This is a genomic window from Microlunatus parietis (genome assembly GCF_013407955.1).
In the GTDB taxonomy this organism is placed as follows: Bacteria; Actinomycetota; Actinomycetes; order Propionibacteriales; family Propionibacteriaceae; genus Microlunatus; species Microlunatus parietis.
This window is the reverse complement of the sequence record NZ_JACCBU010000001.1, coordinates 3,821,017-3,839,671: the sequence shown is the minus strand read 5'-3', so window position 1 is coordinate 3,839,671 and position 18,655 is coordinate 3,821,017. Positions and strand designations below refer to the sequence as shown.

The following is an 18,655-nucleotide window of genomic DNA, read 5'->3' as shown; positions in this document are numbered from 1 at the left end:
GGATTTGCAAGGTCAGGCCGCGGCCGCGACCAGCCTCTCCGCCGTGGCCGGGTCGGTGACCAGGCGCTTGAAGTAGCCGGCCTGGGCGCCGGCCAGGATGGAGTTGATCTTGTCCGGACCGGAGGCGACGGCGATCGAGATCGGGATCCGCTGCAACTCCTCCAGGGACAGGGCGATCAGCCGTTCACTGCCCGGGTACGGGACCGGCTTCCCCTCCCGGTCGTAGAAGCGGGAGCAGACGTCGCCGACCGCGTCGACCAGCGAAGCCGCGCCGGCGGGCACGAAGAGCGGCATGTCGGACCGGACCATCGGCGGCGCGCCGACACCGGTCAGCACGCAGCGGGCCCGCGGCCACAGGTGCAGCACCCGCTGGATCGACGGGTCCTTGATCAAGGTCTTGTAGAGGTCCGGGCCGGGCAGGGCGGGCGCGAACAGGTAGGTCGCCCGGCCGCCGACCCGGGCCGCGATCATCCGGGTGATCTCGTTCGTCTGATACCAGCCCTCGGGCTGATCCTGCCCGCCGACGGTCGGCGCGACGACCACCCCGGGCAACTGCCGCAGTTCACAGCGGGCCACCTCGTAGACGGTCCGGCCGGACGAGACCAGCAGCACGTCGCCGGAGGCCAGATTCGCGTCGGCGAGCGCCGTACTCACCGCCGGGGCCAGCGCCGGACCGAGCGTCTCGCCGGCCGGCAAGGCCCCGCGCAGCGACGCGGACAGATAGACCCGCTCCAGGCCGAGGGCCGCGGCCAGCCGGTCGGCCAGGCCGGTATCGGAGTCCTCGCCGGGCGGGATGATCTCGATCCGGACGATGCCACGGCGCCGGGCCTCGGCCAGGATCCGGGACACCGTGGCCCGACTGGTACCGAGCCGGCTGGCCACGTCGGCCTGCGTCGCCTCGTCGTCGTAGTACATCTTCGCCGCGGTGTAGAGCAGTGAAGCCGGGAAGTGGCCGGCCTCGTGATTGCGGCTGCCCTGGGTGGCGCGGCGCCCCGGCTCCGCCGGCCGCTCCGCCGGCGGCTCGGACCCGTTGGTCATGGCCATGCGGACCAGTATGACCCACGCCCGACCCGAAACTGAACGATTGTGCACATCTCTCTCATGCGTGCAACTTTGTTCTGGACATATGTACGGAAGCTCGCCTAGAGTCGTTCTAGCACGCCGGAGCGTGGCTCTCCGGTGCAGGCCCGGACTTGGAGGAGCTCGATGTCGAACCCCGCGGAGATCCCGCAGACCATGCAGGCCGTCATCTGTCACGGCCCCGAGAACTACACGTTGGAAGAGGTTCCGGTCCCCACGCCGGGGCCGGGCGAGGCCCTGGTCAAGGTCGACGCGGTGGGCATCTGCGCGAGCGATCTGAAGTGCTATCACGGTGCGGCGAAGTTCTGGGGCGACGACTCCCGGCCGGCCTGGGCCGAGACCGAGGTGATCCCGGGCCACGAGTTCGCCGGAACGGTTGTTCAGCTGGACGACCTCGCCGCCGAGAAGTGGAAGGTCGGCGTCGGCGACCGGGTGGTCAGCGAGCAGATCGTGCCCTGCTGGAAGTGCCGCTACTGCCTGCGCGGCCAGTACTGGATGTGCGGCCCGCACGACCTGTACGGGTTCAAGCGGCGCACGCCGGGCGCGATGGCGGAGTACATGATCTACAACGTCGACGCGCTGGTGCACAAGGTGCCGAACGAGATCCCGGCCCATCACGCCGCGTTCGCGGAGCCGCTGTCCTGCTCGCTGCACGCCGTCGAGCGGGCGAACATCGGCTTCGACGACGTGGTCGTGGTGGCCGGCTGCGGCCCGATCGGGCTGGGCATGGTGGCCGGCGCCAAGTCGAAGAACCCGGCCAAGGTGGTCGCGCTGGACATGGCGCCGCACAAGCTGGAGATCGCCAAGGAATGCGGCGCCGACGTGGTGATCAACATCGCCGAGGAGGACGCCGACAAGATCGTCAAGGACCTCACCGACGGTTACGGCGCGGACGTCTACCTGGAGGGCACCGGGCACCCGGCTGCCGTACCGCAGGGACTCAAGCTGCTCCGCAAGCTCGGCACCTACGTCGAGTACGGCGTCTTCCGCGACGACGTCACGGTGGACTGGTCGATCATCAGCGACGACAAGGAACTCGACGTGCTGGGCGCCCACCTCGGCCCGCACTGCTGGCCGGCGGCGATCCGGCTGATCGAGTCCGGCGCGCTGCCGATGGACAAGATCTGCACCCACCAGCTGCCGCTGGCGGAGTTCCAGAAGGGCCTCGACCTGGTCGGCGACGGGACCTCGTCGATCAAGGTCTCTCTGATCCCCTGATCTGTGGTGTCGGCCCATCCGGGCCTCGGGTGGGCCGACGCTCACGTACTCAACGGAGAGGCAAGAAACGATGGCTGATCACAGACTGACCCGGCGCGCGGCGCTCGGGCTCGGCGCCGCGGCGGCCGCAACTCCGCTGCTCAGCGCCTGCGGCATCGGCGGTGCTCCGGCCGTCGTCAACGGTGCGGCCGGGGTGACCGGCGGCTTCGACTGGAAGAAGGCGGCCGGGACGACGATCAAGGTGCTGCAGACGCCGCACCCGTACCAGCAGTCCTTCCAGCCGCTGCTCAAGGAGTTCAGCGAGCTGACCGGCATCGAGGTGATCACCGACCTGGTGCCGGAGGGCAGCTACTTCACCAAGCTCAACACCGAGCTGGCCGGCGGCACCGGCAAGCACGACGCGTTCATGCTCGGCGCCTACTTCATCTGGCAGTACGGCCCGCCGAACTGGCTGGAGGACCTCAAGCCCTGGCTCGAGAATTCGTCCGCCACCCACGACGAGTACGACTTCGAGGACATCTACGAGGGCCTGCGGCAGTCGACCCAGTGGGACTTCCAGGCCGGCAGCCCGCTCGGCAGCGGCGGCCAGTGGGCGATCCCGTGGGGCTTCGAGAACAACGTCGTGACGTACAACAAGAAGTACTTCGACAGTCAGGGAATCCGGCTGCCGGACCGCTTCGACGACTTCATCCAGCTGGCCATCGACCTGACCGACCGGACCGAGAACCGGTACGGCGTCGCGGCCCGCGGCTCCAAGTCGTGGGCGACGATCCACCCCGGCTTCATGACCCAGTTCAGCCGGGAGGGTGGCGTCGACTACACGTTCGAGAACGGTGCCTACACCGCCCAGATGAATTCCGACCTCTCGGTCGCCTTCCACGAGAAGTGGATCGAACTGATGCGGCGGGCCGGGCCCACCTCGTGGACGACGTACGAATACCCGCAGGCCACCGGTGATCTTGGTGACGGCGTCGCGATGATGTGTTACGACGCGGACTCGGCGACCTATCCGAAGAACCGGCCCGGGGTGTCCAAGGAGTCCGGCAACCTCGGCTGGTACGCGGGACCGGCCGGCCCGGACGGCAACTACAAGACGAACCTGTGGACCTGGTCGCTGGCGATGAACTCGCAGGCCAAGAACAAGCTCGGGGCCTGGCTGTTCATCCAGTGGGCGACCGGCAAGCAGGCGCTCAGCAAGGCGGTGGCCGGCGGCAAGTTCGCCGACCCGGTCCGAGCCTCGGTCTTCGACTCGGTCTTCAAGCAGCAGCTCAGTGATCAACCGGGCTACCTGGAGGCGTTCGAGACGGTGATCAAGGATTCCAAGATCCAGTTCTCGCCGCAGAAGAAGTTCTTCGGCACCACTGAGGACTGGGCCGTCGCGCTGCAGGACATCTACGGCGGCGAGGACGCCCGGCGCCGACTGGACAGCCTGGCCCGTACCAACACGTCCAAGATCAACTTGTAGGGAGGCCGACAATGACGACGACCGAGACTCCCCCCGACGCCCCGCCGCAACGGACCGCAAGAACCGGGCCGCCGGAGGTGCCGGACTGGCGCCGCAAGCTGCGCCCCTATCTGCTGTCGGTGCCGGCGGTGGCGATCATCATCGGCATCCTCTACCCGTTCGCGATCGGCGCCATCTACACGGTGCTCAACTATGCGGCGGTGAACCCGAACCCGCGCTTCGTCGGGCTGGCCAACTTCGAGTCGGTGCTCACCGACACCAAGTTCTGGGGCAGCGTCGGCGTGACCCTGCTGTTCGCGGTCGCGGCCACCGCGCTGGAGACCGTGATCGGCGTGATCATCGCGCTGCTGCTCAACCGGTCCAGTCTGATCGGCCGGATCTTCGAGAAGGTGCTGATCCTGCCGCTGATGATCGCCCCGGTAATCGCCGGCGTGATCTGGAAGCTGATGTTCAACCCGCAGTTCGGCGTGCTGAACCACATCTTCGGCCTCGGCGCGACGTTCGACTGGCTGAGCCGGCAGAACGCGCTGCTCTCGATGATCCTGGTCGACATCTGGATCTTCACGCCGTTCGTGGCGATCCTGGTGCTGGCCGGGATCCGGTCGCTGCCGAAGGAGCCGTTCGAGGCGTCCGACGTGGACGGCGCGAACTGGTTCTACATGTTCCGGCGGCTGATGTTGCCGATGATCTGGCCGTACATCCTGGTCGCGGTGATCTTCCGGTTCATGGACAACCTCAAGGTGTTCGACCACATCTACGTGCTGACCGCCGGCGGACCCGGCGTGGCCACCCGGACGCTGCAGATCGGCGCCTTCGAGGACTCGATCACCAACATGGACTACTCGCGCGGCTCCACCTACATGTTGATCTTGTGGATCATCGTGTTCATCACCGCGCGCTACCTGGTCGGCGTGCTGGGCAAGGCCCAGGCCCGCGCCGCCGGAACGGAGGGCTGAGTCATGGCTCGCGAGCTGTTGCCCGGCCAGCGCCGGTTCACCCCCGCCGGCATCGGCGGTGACCTGATCCTGCTCGGCTGGTTCCTGTTCTCGCTGTTCCCGATCTTCTGGATGGTGCTGCTGTCGTTGAAGACGTCAGCCGAGCAGACGACGACGTTCTTCGTCTTCTCGCCCACGCTGGAGAACTTCGCCACCGTGCTGTCCCAGCGCGGCACCGACCTGACCAGCGTCGACTACAAGGCGGCCCTGCTGACCAGCTTGATCAACTGCGGCGGCGCGGTGATCGTCTCGCTGGTGATCGGCATCCCGGCCGCCTACGCGGCGGGCCGCTGGAAGTACCGCGGCTCGAACGACCTGATGTTCCAGATGCTGTCGTTCCGGTTCGCGCCGGAGCTGATGGTGATCGTGCCGCTGTTCGTGATCTACAACCAGGTCGGGCTGTTCGACACCCAGGTCGGCATGATCTGGGTGCTGCAACTGGTCACGATGCCGCTGGTGGTCTGGATCCTCAGGTCGTACTTCCAGGACCTTCCCGAGGACCTGGAGCAGGCTGCGCTGCTGGACGGCTACACCCGCCGGCAGGCGTTCGTCATGGTGGCGCTGCCGCTGGTCCGGCCCGGCATCGCCGCGGCCGCCCTGCTGGCGTTCATCTTCGCCTGGAACAATTACGTCTTCCCGTTGATCTTGTCCGACACCGCGGCCAGCACGGTCACGGTGGCGATCACCAAGTTCCTCGGCGGCGGCGGCCAGGCCTACTACAACCTCACCGCGGCAGCCGCGGTGATCGGCGCCCTGCCGCCGCTGGTGCTGGCGTTGACCATCCAGCGCTACCTGGTGCAGGGCCTCTCGTTTGGGGCGGTGAAGTCCTGATGGCAACCGTGGCAGTGGCCAACCTGACCAAGCACTACGGCAAGACCGTAGGTGTCGATGATCTTTCGCTCCAGATCGGCGACGGCGAGTTCTTCGTGATCTTGGGCCCGTCCGGGGCCGGGAAGACGACGACGCTCAAGTCGATCGCCGGGCTGCTCGACATCGACGGCGGTACGGTGCACATCGGCGGCACCGACATGACCCGGGTGGAGCCGTACCACCGCAACGTGGCGATGGCCTTCGAGTCGTACGCGCTCTATCCGCAGAAGACGCTGCGGCAGAATCTCGCCTCGCCGCTGAAGTCCGGCCGCACCGGCAACTACACGGCGGCCCAGCAGCAGGAGCGGATCGACCAGGTCACCACGACCCTTGGCATCAACCACCTGCAAGACCGTTTCCCGCGGGAACTGTCCAACGGGCAGCGGCAGCGGGTGGCGCTCGGCCGGGTGCTGGTCCGGCCGGCCGACGTCTATCTGCTGGACGAGCCGCTGAGCCACCTGGACGCCAAGCTCCGCGCGGAGATGCGGGCCGAGCTGAAGACGCTCGGCGCGATGTCCAACACGACGACGATCTACGTCACCCACGACTACCAGGAGGCGCTCGCCCTGGGCACCCGGATCGCGGTGATCAGGAACGGCAAGCTGGTCCAGGTCGACACCCCGGCGGAGATCTGGCACCACCCGGCCGACACCTTCGTCGCCCGGGCCCTCGGCCAGCCGGAGATCAATCTGGTCGACGCGGTGGTCGACGGCGGCAACGTGATCATCCCGGGCACCAAGTTCGCGATCCCGGTTCCCGGTGATCTTGGGCTGGGCGCCGGCGACAAGGTACGGATCGGCATCCGGCCCAGTGATCTTGACCTTGTCGCGCAGGCCGAGGAGAGCGCAGGCCACGTGACGGTGCCCGGCCGGGTGATCCTGGCCGAGCGGCTGGGCCGCAACATCGAGGTCTCGGTCGATCTCGGCGGCACCACCCTGATCGGGCTCTCCCCCGGCGGTCCGCTGGCCGAGGAGGGCGTCGACGTGGCGATCCGGGTCGACCTCGAGCACGTCCACCTGTTCGCCGCCGGTGACGGCGACACGGCACGACTCGGCAGCGCGGCACAGCGCCGGAAGGAGTTCTGATCATGAGCACCGCAACGGCGACCACCCAGGTGGCGCAGAGCCTCACCCTCGACGCGCTGAACAAGATCTACAACCCGCAGGGCAAGCACGAGTTCCATGCGGTCAAGGGGATCGACCTGGAGATCGCGCCCGGCGAGCTGATCGCCCTGCTCGGCCCGTCCGGCTGTGGCAAGACGACGACACTGCGCATGATCGCCGGCTTGGAGACCGTCACCAGCGGTTCGATCAAGATCGGCGAACGGGAGATCAGCCAGCTTCCGCCGGGCAAGCGCGGGATCGGGGTCGGCTTCGAGTCGTACGCCCTCTATCCGCCGCTGTCGGTCCGGGAGAACCTCGCGTACGGACTCAAGGCGCGGAAGGTGCCCGGCGCGGCCGACCTGGTGACCAAGATCGCCGAGCGGCTGGAGATGACCGACCTGCTCGAGCTGCGGCCGTCCGCATTGTCCAGCGGGCAGAAGCAGCGGGTCGCGCTGGCCCGGGCGCTCGTTCGCAACCCGCCGGTGCTGCTGCTCGACGAGCCGCTGTCGCACCTGGACGCCTCGGCCCGGAACCGCGTTCGGCGGGAGCTGAAGCTGCTGCAGCGGGAGTTCGGCTATACGACGATCGTGGTCACCCATGATCAGGTCGAGGCGCTCAGCCTGGCCGACCGGCTGGCCGTGATGGACGGCGGCGTGATCCAGCAGTTCGGCACCCCGGACGAGGTGTTCGACGACCCGGCCAACCTGTTCGTGGCCCGGTTCGTCGGCGAGCCGCAGATCAACATCATCGAAGGCACCTTGATCGTTTCCGGTGATCGGCGCGCGGTCCGGATCGGCGACGGCGAACTGCCGGTGGCCGTGACCGGCGGCGCCGACGGTGAGCGAGTGCTGATCGGGATCAGGCCGCAGGATGCCTTGTTGGCCAGGGAAGGGGACGGGGTCGAGGTGACCGTGCAGTACTTCGAACACCTGATGGAGTTCGGCCAGGCGACCCTGGACCTGGCCGGTGACGGTGCCGACGTGATCGTCCAGACTCCCGCCGCCGAGACGTACGCGGTCGGCGACCTGGCCTGGCTGACGGCCCCGCCGGAACGGATCTACCTGTTCGACCCGGCCACCTCCGAACGCCTCCGCTGACCGAAGGATTGCGATGACCAAGCTGTGGAACGATCCGGCGACCTTCACCGAGGACCTGGTGGCCGGCTTCCTGGACGCCAACGCCGAGTACGTGGTGGGTGTGCCCGGCGGCGTGGTCCGGGCGACGACGACCCGGTCGGGCAAGGTCGCCGTGGTCACCGGCGGCGGCTCGGGGCACTACCCGGCGTTCTGCGGGACGGTCGGGCCCGGCTTCGCCGACGGCGCAGTGATCGGCAACGTGTTCACCTCGCCGTCCGCTGCCGAGGCCGCCTCGGTGGCCCGAGCCGCGCACGGCGATGCGGGCGTGATCTTGACCACCGGCAACTACGCCGGCGACGTGCTCAACTTCGGGCTGGCCGTCCAGCAGCTGCGCGCGGCCGGGATCGACGCCCGCTATCTCGCGGTCACGGACGACATCGCCAGCGCCGGCCCGGACGAGCACGAGAAGCGGCGCGGCATCGCCGGCGATTTCACCGTCTTCAAGATCATGTCGGCGGCCGCCGAGGAAGGGTACGGCATCGACGACGTGTACCGGGTCGGCAAGGCGGCCAACGCCGCGACCCGTACCCTCGGCGTCGCGTTCGACGGCTGCACGCTGCCCGGCGCCGACCAGCCGCTGTTCACCGTGCCGGTCGGCCGGATGGGTGTCGGACTCGGCATCCACGGCGAGCCCGGCGTCTCGGAGCAAGATCAACCGCGCGCCGATGAGCTGGCGACGTTGCTCGTCGAGGGCGTGCTGGCCGAGGTGCCCGCGGACGCCCCGCGCCGGCTGGCGGTGATCTTGAACGGGCTCGGCCGGACCAAGTACGAGGAACTGTTCGTGGTCTGGGGCACCGCGGCCCGGCTGCTCCGCGAGGCCGGCTTCGAGATCGTCCGGCCGGAGGTCGGCGAGCTGGTGACCAGCCTCGACATGGCCGGCTGCTCGCTGACGATCACCTGGCTGGACGAGGAACTCGAACGGCTCTGGCTCGCCCCGGCCGACACGCCGACCTTCCGCCGTGGCGCCTTGCGTCCTGAGCCCGTCGAAGGACAACGCCGGGACCAGAGCGCTTCGACGAGCTCAGCGCACGTCGAGATGGTTGCGGGTGACGCGGAGTCGCAGCAGGTCGCGACCAAGATCGCGGACGCCCTGGCGGCGATCGCCGAGGCGATGGCTGCCGACGAGGAGGAGCTGGGCCGGATCGACGCCGTCGCCGGCGACGGTGATCATGGTCGCGGCATGGTGAAGGGCTCGCAGGCGGCGAGCACGGCGGCCCGGGAGGCGGTCGCTGGAGGAGCCGGTGCCGGCGGGACGCTGCGGGCGGCCGGCGAGCAGTGGGCGGCCCGGGCCGGCGGTACCTCCGGGGTGCTCTGGGGCGCCGCGCTGACCGCGTTCGGGGCGCGGCTCGGCGATGCCGGCCGGCCCGACGGTGCGGCCGTGGCGGAGGCGGTACGAGCCTCGTACCAGGCCTTGATCGACCTCGGCGGAGCCCAGCCGGGCGACAAGACGATGCTGGACGCCTGGCTTCCGTTCACCGAGACCGTCGAGGCCGAGATCGGCCGCGGCGCGGACTGGCCGACGGCCTGGACCGCCGGAGCCAGGGCCGCCACGGAGGCGGCCGAGCGGACCGCCGAGCTGCGGCCCAAGGTGGGCCGGGCCAGGCCGCTGGCCGAACGTAGTGTCGGGACGCCGGACGCGGGCGCGGTGTCGTTCGCCCGGTGTGTCACCGTGGTGGCTGAGCTGTACCGGAATGGATAGGAACCGAAGATGAGTGAATCGAAGTGGCGGATCGTCGTCGGCTGTGACGACGCAGGCCTGCAGTACAAGGAGATCCTGAAGCAGGACCTGACCGCGGACGACCGGGTGACCGAGGTGATCGACGTCGGCGTCACCGCCGATGAGAACACCGCCTACCCGCACGTCGCGGTGGAGGCCGCCAAGCTGATCGCCGAGGGCAAGGCCGACCGGGCCCTGCTGGTCTGCGGCACCGGGCTCGGCGTCGCGATCAGCGCCAACAAGGTGCCCGGCATCCGCGCGGTGACCGCGCACGACTCGTTCTCCGTCGAGCGTTCCGTGCTCAGCAACGACGCGCAGGTGCTCTGCTTCGGCCAGCGCGTCGTCGGCATCGAACTGGCCCGCCGGCTGGCCCGGGAATGGCTCGGCTACGTCTTCGACCCGTCCTCCGCCTCGGCCGCCAAGGTCGCCGCGATCGGCCAGTACGACGGGTCCTGCTGAGAAGATGACCGTCTCGACCATCGAGGGCAGCCATGGCACCGTCGCGGTGCACGACTGGCCGGTCGCCGACCCGAGCTGGATCGCGATCCTGGTGCACGGTTACGGCGAGCATCTCGGCCGCTACCCGCACGTCGCGGCCCGGCTCAACGCGGCCGGCGCCACCGTGTCCGGACCTGATCATGAAGGGCACGGCCAGTCGGCCGGCGAACGCGTCCTGATCGAGGACTTCGAGACCGTGGTGGACGACCTGGACGCCGTCGTTTCCCGTGCTGTGACAGCGAATCCGGACCTTCCGGTGATCATGATCGGCCATTCGTTGGGCGGCATGATCGCCTCTCGCTATGCCCAGCGACATCATGACCGGCTGCTGGCGCTGGTGTTGTCCGGGCCGGTGCTCGGGTCGTGGCAGGCGACGGCGCTGGCAGACCTGGACGAGATCCCGGACGACCCGCTGGACACCTCCACGCTGTCCCGGGACGACGCGGTCGGTGCCGCCTATGCGGCCGACCCGCTGGTCTGGCACGGACCCTTCAAGCGCCCCATGCTGCGGTCGATCGCCCGTACCCTCGAGACGATCAACCACGGCGGCGACCTGGGCGACCTGCCGACGCTGTGGGTGCACGGCGAGGCCGACACGCTGGTGCCGATCGGGCCCAGTCGGGCCGGCATCGAACGGATTCGCGGCACCGACCTGACCGAGATCATCTACCCCGAGGCCCGACACGAGGTCTTCAACGAGACCAACCAGGACGCGGTCCTGGACGACGTGATCGACTTCATCCGCGTCAAGCTGGCGTAAGGGTTGTCTTTCACAAGGGCATGACCCGACGATGGGTTCGTGTTCCCGCCGCACAGATTCCCCCGTCCCGCCGGCTCGCACGGCTGGTCCGCCGGCACGACCATCGAGCCCGACGACCGCCACTACCAGCGCTGCACCTGCGGCGCCTGGCGGATCCTGCACCGCGGCGAGGAGACCTGGCGCTCGACCGACGCGTCCTGTCCGGACGCGCCCCTGATCGAGCCGGTCCCACGCGGCTGGCCGTACCGCAAGGCCTGGGGCGCCGCCCGCCTCTTCGGCTGACCGCAGTGAACTTCCGCCGCGAGTACCCGGCGAGAACTCACCCTCCATCCGCTCGGCTCGGGCGACAAGGCAGAATCGGGCTGTGATCGAGTATCGAACCCCGGCAGAGATCGAGCAGATGCGTCCGGCGGGCCAGTTCGTGGCCTCCGTGCTGACCGCGTTGCGCAAGCACGCAGATGTCGGCGTCAACCTGCTGGAGCTGGACGAGCTCGCCCACCAGATGATCAAGGACCGCGGCGCGACGTCGTGCTACATCGACTACCACCCGTCGTTCGGCGCCAGCCCCTTCGGCAAGGTGCTCTGCACCTCGGTCAACGACGCCGTGCTGCACGGGCTGCCGCACGACTACCAACTCGCCGACGGTGACCTGCTCAGCGTCGACTTCGCCGCCGAGGTGGACGGCTGGGTGGCCGACTCGGCGCTCTCCGTCGTCATCGGTACGCCACGCCCGCAGGACCTGAAGCTGATCGAGACCACCGAGGTCGCGCTGGCCGCCGGGATCGAGGCGGCCCGGGCCGGCAACAAGCTCGGCGACATCTCGTACGCGATCGCCCAGATCGCCACCAAGGCCGGCTACAAGATCAACACCGACTTCGGCGGCCACGGCGTCGGCCGCACCATGCACGGCGATCCGCATGTGCCCAACAACGGCCGGCGCGGCCGCGGGCTGCCGCTCAAGCCGGGCCTGGTGATCGCCATCGAACCGTGGTTCCTGGAGACCACCGACAAGATCTACACCGACCAGGACGGCTGGACCCTGCGCAGTCAGGACGGCTCCCGCGGCTCGCACTCCGAGCACACGATCGCGATCACCGCGGACGGCCCGATCATCCTGACCCAGCGGGACGCGTGATTCCTTCCTTGTCGTGAGATCGGCCTGCCGGTGACCCCGGCCAGTCCCGCCGGAGGGGCACGCCTGCCCCGGGCGGTGATCGTGCTCGGGATCATCGCCTTCTGCGTCGCGGTCGGACTCGGGGTGCTGATCCCGGTGCTGCCGGTGTTTGCGCGGACGTTCGGTGTCGGCAACTTCGAGATCGGCGCGGTGCTCTCCGCCTTCGCGTTGATGCGACTGGTCAGCGCCCCGTTCTGCGCCAGGATGATCGTCCGGTTCGGCGAGCGACTGGTGCTCGGTACCGGCATGTATCTGGTCGCGATCTCGGCCGCCCTGGCCGGGCTGGCGCAGACGTACCCGCAGTTGTTGATCTTGCGCGGCATCGGTGGGATCGGGTCGGCGATGTTCACCGTGTCGGCGATGACACTGCTGCTGGCGTCGGTCTCGCCGGACCGGCGCGGCCGGGCGACCGGCTTCTTCCAGGGCGGCTTCCTGATCGGCAGCATGGCCGGGCCGGCGGTCGGCGGAGGGCTGTCCACGATCTCGCTCACCGCCCCGTTCTTCTTCTACGCGGCCGCTCTGGTCGTCGCCGGCACCATCGGGTTGGTCCTGCTCCGGTCCTCCGAGACCGGCCGGACCGACGGCGCGAGTGCGTCGATCCCGCTGGCCGATTTGATCAAGGACCGGCGGTTCCAGGCCGCCTGTTTCGCCAACGTGGCCCACGGCTGGACGTCGTTCGGTGTCCGCAATTCGCTGGTGCCGGTCCTGATGGTCGAGGTGCTGCACGGGCAACCGGCCTGGACCGGGATCGCGTTCGCGGTTGCCTCGGTGGTCCAGACGATCATGGTCCTGCCGGCCGCGCGGATGACCGACACCGTCGGTCGTCGGCCGGCCATGATCACCGGCTGCCTGACCGCCGCCGCCTCGGCGCTGGCCATCCCGTTCGCCCCGAATGTCTGGGTCCTGGTGATCATTCTCTGTGTCTACGGCATCGGCGCAGCCTTCCTCGGCCCGGCGCCTGCCGCGGCGGTCGGTGACGCGGCCGGCGGGCGAGCCGGGCGCGGTGTCGCGATCTTCTCCATGTGCGGCGATCTCGGCGCAATCGCCGGGCCGCTGGTCGCCGGCGTGCTGGCCGACCATGTCTCCTACCCGGTCGCGTTCGGAGTCGGTGCCCTGCTGATCTTTGCGGCCGCGGGACTCTCGTTCCGGATGCCGTCCGGCCGCTAGCCCTTGACTTAGAGTTCTGCTTGAAACATCGACCGGCTTGACGGGGGTTCACGGTGCCTCGGTTGACAGCACGCCTCGCTACGGCGGTCTTCGCGTTCGCTGTCCTCCTGTTCGGCGCCGTCCCGACCGCCACCGCGGCGGTCGTCGACAGCCCCGGGGCGCCGACCTCCGGCTCCAGCACGTACGACTGGGTCGGCAGCTGGATGACCGCGGCCGAACGGCCCGGAACGCACGGACCGGCCGGCACCGGCTTCGCCGACCAGACGCTGCGCCAGGTGGTCGACCTGTCGCTCGGCGGGGAACTGGTCCGGGTGCGCCTGACCAACGTGTTCGGCGATCGGCCGCTGCGGGTCGGCTCGGCCTCGCTCGCCCGCCGGCTCGGTCCGTCGGGAGCCACCACGGCCGGTCGGCCGGTGCCGCTGACCTTCGGCGGGCGCCGGGCGACGACGATCCCGGCCGGGGTCGAGGTGCTGTCGGATCCGGTCGAGCTCGCCGTACCGGATCGGGCGCATCTGCTGGTCAGCCTTTACTTCCCAGAGCCCACCGGGCCGGCGACCTGGCATCGGCGCGGCTGGGCGACCACTTTCCTGGCCGAGGGCGACGCCGGGGCCGATCCGCGGGCCGACCGCTTCGCCGCAGTGGGTACGTCGACGTACTTCCTGGCCGGGATCGACGTGCTGACCCGGTCCGCCGGCGCGATCGTGGCGTTCGGCGACTCGATCACCGAGGGCTGCTGCGAGGAGCTCTCGATCGACGCCGACACCAGCTATCCGGACCGGCTCGCCGAGCGGCTCCGGGAGCCCGGTCAGCGGCTGGCCGTCCTCAACGCCGGCATCAGCGGCAACCGGCTGCTCAGCGACGGGTACGGGCCGAGCGCGCTGAGCCGGTTCGACCGGGACGTGCTGACCCGGCCCGGTGTCCGCACCGTGATCATCCTGATCGGCATCAACGACCTGATCCGCAGCCACGGGACCGTCCGGTCGGCGCAGTTGATCAAGGGGTACGGCGAGCTGACCCACCGCGCCCGAGCCGCCGGGCTGCGGGTGATCGGCGCGACGCTGACACCCTACGGCGACTCGCGCGGCTTCACCCGGGCCGGTGAAACCCAACGACGCAACGTGAATCGGTGGATCCGCACCGGTGGCGCGTTCGACGAGGTGATCGACTTCGACGCGCTGCTCCGGGACGGTCGCCATCCGGCCCGGCTGCGGGCCGACTACGACCCCGGCGATCATCTGCACCCGACCGTCGCCGGCTATGCGGCGATGGCCGAGGCCGTCCGGGCCGCCACCGAGTCGACCGTCGTCGACCCGCCCCCGCGGCGGCATCCGGCGGCCACCGTGCTGACCGCGATCCGTACCTTCCTGCGTGAGGACGAGCGTCACGATTGACATCGATTCGAACTTGTGTTCGACTCGATGCACCGGGGTCCCCGCGACGTTGTTCGGGGGAGCGAAGCGGAGGAGAAGAACGTCGTGGGGTGGTCGTGTGCGCTGGGAAGGTCGACGAGTGGATGCGGTCGACGAGCACGCACTGCCGGGCCTCGGCCGCTTCAGCGGGCTGGTGCGGAGCGTCCGGACGCCGGAGTTCGCTGGCATCACGTTCCACGAGGTGCTGGCCCGGTCGGCGCTGAACCAGGTGTCGGCGCAGAGCGCGATCATGCCCGGCGCCTGGACGATCAATCCGTATCGCGGCTGTCAGCACGGCTGCGTCTACTGCTTCGCCCGGCCGACGCACAGCTATCTCGATCTTGACGTCGGCACCGACTTCGACACCCAGATCGTGGTCAAGATCAACATCGTGGACCGGCTGCGCCAGGAGCTCGGCCGGCTCGGTGATCGGGTCGGCGGGGTCAACCTGGGCACCAACACGGATCCGTACCAGCGGGCGGAGGGGCGCTATCGGCTGATGCCCGGGATCATTTGGACGCTGGCCGAGCACGGCAAGCCGGTCTCGATCCTGACCAAGGGCACCCTGCTGCAACGTGATCTCGACCTGCTGGCGGACGTGGCCCGGCGGGTTCCGGTCAGTCTGGCCGTGTCGATCGCGATGTACGACGACGCGATCCGCGACTCGGTCGAGCCGCACACGCCGACCACCAAGGCCCGGCTCGGGCTGGTCCGGGCCATTCGTGATCATGGTTTCGACTGCACCGTGCTGGCGATGCCGGTGCTGCCGTACCTCACCGACAGTGTTGATCATCTCGACACCGCGCTGCGCCGGCTCAGCGAGGCCGGTGCCACCGACCTGCACGTCGGCGCTCTGCACCTCAAGCCCGGCGTGCGGGAGTGGTATTACGGCTGGATTGAGCGGACCCGGCCCGACCTGTTGCCGCGCTACAAAGCGTTGTACCGGCGCGGATCGTACGCACCGAAGGACTACCGGGAGGCGCTCACGGCCAAGGTCGCCCCGCTGCGCCGGCGGTACGGCTTCGACCGGCCGGGCCGGCGCCAATTGATCGTTCCCGCACCGGCCGCGACCGTGGATCCGCAGGCCCCGCTGTTCTGATCAGGGCGCGAGCGGCCGATAGCAGTCGTACCGGCCTCGTCGAGAGGACGCGTTGACCCGGCAGAATCGGACACCCGGCAGAATCGGCCGAACCGAGGTCAAAGCGCTCAGTGACGGTAAATCGGGCGGGCTGCCCGCGCAGCCTGTGGAATCGTCGAGGGGCTGCCACCTGCAGACGACAAGAGCGAGCTTCCGCCGGTCAGTGAGCGTGTTGTGGATTCTGCCCCGTGCACCTCACGACACGACCGATGTGGATTTCCGCCGCGACTGACCGGCGGAAATTCACTCCGGTCAAGCTGCGGCACGCTTCTGCACCTTGTGGCCTGGGGGTGCGGGCGGGGCCGGCCAACCCGCCCCGCACCGACCGGGCACAAGCGCAGCGACACGCCGTCACATCGCCTGCTTTGTGCCCGGTCGGCGGTTTCAGGGGAGTTGGAGGAGGCCCAGGCGGCGGGTGGGTCGGGTGGCGGCGACGTAGAGATCGGCGTGGCCGCGGGGGCCGGCGGCGCGGATCTCGTCCGGGGCGACGATGATCACGCTGTCGAACTCCAGCCCCTTCGACTGCTCCGGGGTGAGGACGGCGACCGGGGCTTCGAGGAAGTCCTCGTCGGCGAAGGAGGCCGCCTCCGGGAACGCGCTCCGGGCCAGGGCGAGGCAGTCGTCGACGCGATCGGGCGTGGTGATCACCGCGACGTTGCCCTCGCCGATCAGGTCCCGCTCCCCGGCCAGGCGCTCCGGCAGTTCCCGCACCAGGTCGGTCGCCGTGCTCGTCCACGGTTCGTCGCCGTCCGGGCGGGCCGCTCGCGGGGCGGTCGCGTCGGAGCCGGCGGCGGCCAGGATGCCGTTCGCGTACTCCAGGATCGGGCCGGTCGAACGGTAGCTGACGGTCAGGGCCTCCCGGCGCCAGCGGCCGGCGGCGACCGGGTCCAGGGCGGCGGCCCAGGACTGCGGGCTGTCCGGGGCGGCGGCCTGGGCCAGGTCGCCGACGGCGGTCATCGAGCCGGTCGGGCAGCGTCGGGCCAGCATCCGCCAGGCCATCGGGGACAGTTCCTGGGCCTCGTCGACGATCACGTGGCCGTACGCCCATTCGCGGTCCCGGCGGGCCCGGTCGGCGAGCGGCTCGATGATGCCCTCGTCGTAGTAGCGGGACAGCACCTCGGAGCCCTCGATCAGGATCTCGCCGTGGTCCTCGTCGGCGTACTCGAGCGCGAGCTCGGCCGCCTCGGCGGCGGCCAGGTCCAGCTCCAGACTCTCCGAGTCGCGCTGCGCCTGGGCCCGGCGTTGTTCGGCTGCCTCCCGGTCGAGGAGTTCCTGGGCGGGGCCGAGGAGTTCGGCGAGTTCGTCGAGGAGGGGTACGTCGGAGATGGTCCAGGGCTCTTCGACAGGCTCAGGGCGCGTGAGGGAGTCGCGTTCGGCTGGCGTGAGGCCGGTCGCGACCCGGTTGCGGAAGTCGGCGTCGGTGTAGAGCTCGGTCAGCAGGCCCTCCGGCGTCAGTTCCGGCCAGATCAGGTCGGCGGCGCGGGAGAACGCCTCGGACTGGGCCAGGTTGGCGCGCATCCCCTTCGGGTCGAGGAAGCCGCGCAGGTCCAGGTCCTCCTCGCCCTCGATCAGCTCCGGTACGTCGACCTCGTCGATCATCTTCTCCAGCCGATCGAGTTCGCGGCCGACGAGTTCGTCCAGCAGCCGCTCGACCACGAACGGGCGAACCCGGTTGTGCGGCAGCTGCAGCTGCGCGGCACGCTCCCGTGCCCTGTCCCTGAGCGTCCTGCAGAAGTCGGCGTCCAGGCTGTGCTCCTCGTCCCCGACCCGGACCGTCAGCCCGTCCTCGGGGTAGCGCTGATGATCGACGATCGCGGCCGCGACCAGGTCGACCATCCGCGGATCGCCCTTGATCATCGCCGTCGCCGGCGGGTCGACGGCGGCGGTCCGCAGCGGCGGGTAGAGATCGCCGATCGAGCCGAGGACGACGTCGGTCTCGCCGAGACCGGGCAGCACCTGCTCGACATAGCGGAGGAAGGTACGGTTCGGGCCGATCACCAGGATTCCCTTGTCGGCAAGGCGATCCCGGTGCGTGTAGAGCAGGTACGCGGCGCGGTGCAGGGCCACCACCGTCTTGCCGGTGCCGGGCCCGCCCTCGACCACCAGGATGCCGGACAGCCCGGACCTGATGATCTTGTCCTGCTCGGCCTGGATGGTGGCGACGATGTCGGCCATCCGGCCGGTCCGGGCCTGCCGCAGTGCGTTCAGCAGCGCCGCCTCGCCGGCCAGCTGCCCGTCGCCGTCGACCGCGGTGAAGTCCAGCACGTCGTCGTCGATGCCGATCACCTCGCGCTGCCGCAGGTGCAGGTGACGGCGGCGCCGGATGCCGAGCCGCTCGGCCGGGGTGGCCCGGTAGAAGGCGGCGGCGACCGGGGCCCGCCAGTCGATCAGCATCGGTTCGGCGTCATCATCGGCCATCCCGATCCGGCCCAGATAGAGCCGGTCGCCGGTATCGGTGTCCAGCCGGCCGATCACCAGGCCGCGCTCGGCGGCGGTCAGCGCGGCGGCGCGCTGGGCCAGCCGCTCGGCGAAGTGCTGGCGCTCGCGTACCCCTTGATCGGTGTCGGAGGTGGCGGCGCGGATGGTGCTGGCGAGTTGCTCCTCGGCCTGCCGGCGCAGGTGGTCGAGGCGGTCGTAGAGGGTGCTGACGCGGGCCTGCTCGGCGGCGATCTCGGCCTGCGTGATCTCGGACTGGCTGGTCTCGGACTGCGTCATCTCGGGCTGGGCGGACGAAACACTCATGCGGAAAGTTCGCTCCTGAATGCCGGATTCCCTGGGCGCCGGATGCGGCGCGGGCGTGAGCGTACCCCATCGGGTCAAGGGCACTAGGGTAGTTGAACGCAAGGAATCCGAGAAGAATTCCGTACGGGGGCCGGAATTTCCGAGACGACGAGGATCGGAGCGCTGTGGGCCGAACCACGACAC

General features: G+C 69.5%; 16 protein-coding genes. 14 read left to right on the top strand and 2 right to left on the bottom strand.

Features of this window, described 5'->3' with window-relative positions:
* Positions 1 to 12 precede the first annotated feature (12 nt).
* Positions 13 to 1,044 carry a sugar-binding transcriptional regulator gene (locus tag BKA15_RS18375; protein WP_218871448.1) on the bottom strand — a complete coding sequence of 344 codons (1,032 nt, stop codon included), beginning with the start codon at positions 1,042 to 1,044 and terminating at the stop codon, positions 13 to 15.
* Positions 1,045 to 1,206: 162 nt separating this feature from the next.
* Here BKA15_RS18375 and BKA15_RS18370 point away from each other — a divergent pair, with 162 nt between their 5' ends.
* The 14 genes from BKA15_RS18370 to BKA15_RS18305 all read left to right on the top strand — a co-directional run bounded on the left by BKA15_RS18370 (position 1,207) and on the right by BKA15_RS18305 (position 15,691).
* Positions 1,207 to 2,298: a zinc-binding dehydrogenase gene (locus BKA15_RS18370; protein ID WP_179753141.1), complete on the top strand. Its 1,092-nt coding sequence runs from the start codon at positions 1,207 to 1,209 to the stop codon at positions 2,296 to 2,298.
* Positions 2,299 to 2,368: 70 nt separating this feature from the next.
* Positions 2,369 to 3,763 (top strand): ABC transporter substrate-binding protein, encoded by a 1,395-nt coding sequence (locus BKA15_RS18365; protein ID WP_179753139.1) that lies wholly within the window; start codon positions 2,369 to 2,371, stop codon positions 3,761 to 3,763.
* Positions 3,764 to 3,774: 11 nt separating this feature from the next.
* Complete coding sequence (locus BKA15_RS18360) at positions 3,775 to 4,719, top strand: carbohydrate ABC transporter permease (protein ID WP_179753137.1); 945 nt, start codon at positions 3,775 to 3,777, stop codon at positions 4,717 to 4,719.
* A 3-nt stretch (positions 4,720 to 4,722) separates the two neighbouring features.
* Positions 4,723 to 5,589 (top strand): carbohydrate ABC transporter permease, encoded by an 867-nt coding sequence (locus tag BKA15_RS18355; protein WP_179753135.1) that lies wholly within the window; start codon positions 4,723 to 4,725, stop codon positions 5,587 to 5,589.
* Positions 5,589 to 6,713, top strand: coding sequence for an ABC transporter ATP-binding protein (locus BKA15_RS18350; RefSeq protein WP_179753133.1), 1,125 nt, complete (start codon positions 5,589 to 5,591; stop codon positions 6,711 to 6,713). Before BKA15_RS18355 ends, BKA15_RS18350 begins: the two co-directional genes overlap by 1 nt.
* A 2-nt stretch (positions 6,714 to 6,715) precedes the next feature.
* Positions 6,716 to 7,828: an ABC transporter ATP-binding protein gene (locus BKA15_RS18345; protein WP_179753131.1), complete on the top strand. Its 1,113-nt coding sequence runs from the start codon at positions 6,716 to 6,718 to the stop codon at positions 7,826 to 7,828.
* Positions 7,829 to 7,841: 13 nt separating this feature from the next.
* Positions 7,842 to 9,566, top strand: coding sequence for a dihydroxyacetone kinase family protein (locus BKA15_RS18340; RefSeq protein WP_179753129.1), 1,725 nt, complete (start codon positions 7,842 to 7,844; stop codon positions 9,564 to 9,566).
* A 9-nt stretch (positions 9,567 to 9,575) separates the two neighbouring features.
* Entirely contained in the window at positions 9,576 to 10,043 is a 468-nt protein-coding gene (locus BKA15_RS18335; protein ID WP_179753127.1) for a ribose-5-phosphate isomerase, read from the top strand.
* 4 nt (positions 10,044 to 10,047) lie between these two features.
* Complete coding sequence (locus BKA15_RS18330) at positions 10,048 to 10,842, top strand: alpha/beta hydrolase (RefSeq protein ID WP_179753125.1); 795 nt, start codon at positions 10,048 to 10,050, stop codon at positions 10,840 to 10,842.
* A gap of 39 nt (positions 10,843 to 10,881) precedes the next feature.
* Positions 10,882 to 11,124, top strand: coding sequence for a hypothetical protein (locus BKA15_RS18325; RefSeq protein WP_179753123.1), 243 nt, complete (start codon positions 10,882 to 10,884; stop codon positions 11,122 to 11,124).
* A gap of 82 nt (positions 11,125 to 11,206) precedes the next feature.
* Positions 11,207 to 11,977, top strand: a complete 771-nt coding sequence (gene map, locus BKA15_RS18320) for a type I methionyl aminopeptidase (RefSeq protein ID WP_179753121.1) — start codon at positions 11,207 to 11,209, stop codon at positions 11,975 to 11,977.
* 30 nt (positions 11,978 to 12,007) lie between these two features.
* Positions 12,008 to 13,183, top strand: a complete 1,176-nt coding sequence (locus BKA15_RS18315) for an MFS transporter (protein ID WP_312879113.1) — start codon at positions 12,008 to 12,010, stop codon at positions 13,181 to 13,183.
* 62 nt (positions 13,184 to 13,245) lie between these two features.
* Positions 13,246 to 14,574, top strand: coding sequence for an SGNH/GDSL hydrolase family protein (locus BKA15_RS18310; protein ID WP_218871446.1), 1,329 nt, complete (start codon positions 13,246 to 13,248; stop codon positions 14,572 to 14,574).
* Positions 14,552 to 15,691, top strand: coding sequence for an Rv2578c family radical SAM protein (locus BKA15_RS18305; RefSeq protein ID WP_312879111.1), 1,140 nt, complete (start codon positions 14,552 to 14,554; stop codon positions 15,689 to 15,691). Before BKA15_RS18310 ends, BKA15_RS18305 begins: the two co-directional genes overlap by 23 nt.
* A 423-nt stretch (positions 15,692 to 16,114) precedes the next feature.
* Here the strand turns inward: BKA15_RS18305 and BKA15_RS18300 are convergent, their stop codons facing one another.
* The gene (locus tag BKA15_RS18300; protein ID WP_179753115.1) at positions 16,115 to 18,472 is read right to left on the bottom strand and encodes a HelD family protein; all 2,358 of its coding nucleotides are present in this window, start codon (positions 18,470 to 18,472) and stop codon (positions 16,115 to 16,117) included.
* Positions 18,473 to 18,655 lie beyond the last annotated feature (183 nt).

Bases quoted from the DNA above. Each gene is read 5' to 3' on its own strand.
- BKA15_RS18370 (WP_179753141.1), top strand. From the start codon at position 1,207: ATGTCGAACCCCGCGGAGATCCCGCAGACCATGCAGGCCGTCATCTGT.
- BKA15_RS18300 (WP_179753115.1), bottom strand. From the start codon at position 18,472: ATGAGTGTTTCGTCCGCCCAGCCCGAGATGACGCAGTCCGAGACCAGC.
- BKA15_RS18375 (WP_218871448.1), bottom strand. From the start codon at position 1,044: ATGGCCATGACCAACGGGTCCGAGCCGCCGGCGGAGCGGCCGGCGGAG.
- BKA15_RS18345 (WP_179753131.1), top strand. From the start codon at position 6,716: ATGAGCACCGCAACGGCGACCACCCAGGTGGCGCAGAGCCTCACCCTC.
- BKA15_RS18360 (WP_179753137.1), top strand. From the start codon at position 3,775: ATGACGACGACCGAGACTCCCCCCGACGCCCCGCCGCAACGGACCGCA.
- BKA15_RS18355 (WP_179753135.1), top strand. From the start codon at position 4,723: ATGGCTCGCGAGCTGTTGCCCGGCCAGCGCCGGTTCACCCCCGCCGGC.
- BKA15_RS18340 (WP_179753129.1), top strand. From the start codon at position 7,842: ATGACCAAGCTGTGGAACGATCCGGCGACCTTCACCGAGGACCTGGTG.
- BKA15_RS18335 (WP_179753127.1), top strand. From the start codon at position 9,576: ATGAGTGAATCGAAGTGGCGGATCGTCGTCGGCTGTGACGACGCAGGC.
- BKA15_RS18350 (WP_179753133.1), top strand. From the start codon at position 5,589: ATGGCAACCGTGGCAGTGGCCAACCTGACCAAGCACTACGGCAAGACC.
- BKA15_RS18365 (WP_179753139.1), top strand. From the start codon at position 2,369: ATGGCTGATCACAGACTGACCCGGCGCGCGGCGCTCGGGCTCGGCGCC.
- BKA15_RS18330 (WP_179753125.1), top strand. From the start codon at position 10,048: ATGACCGTCTCGACCATCGAGGGCAGCCATGGCACCGTCGCGGTGCAC.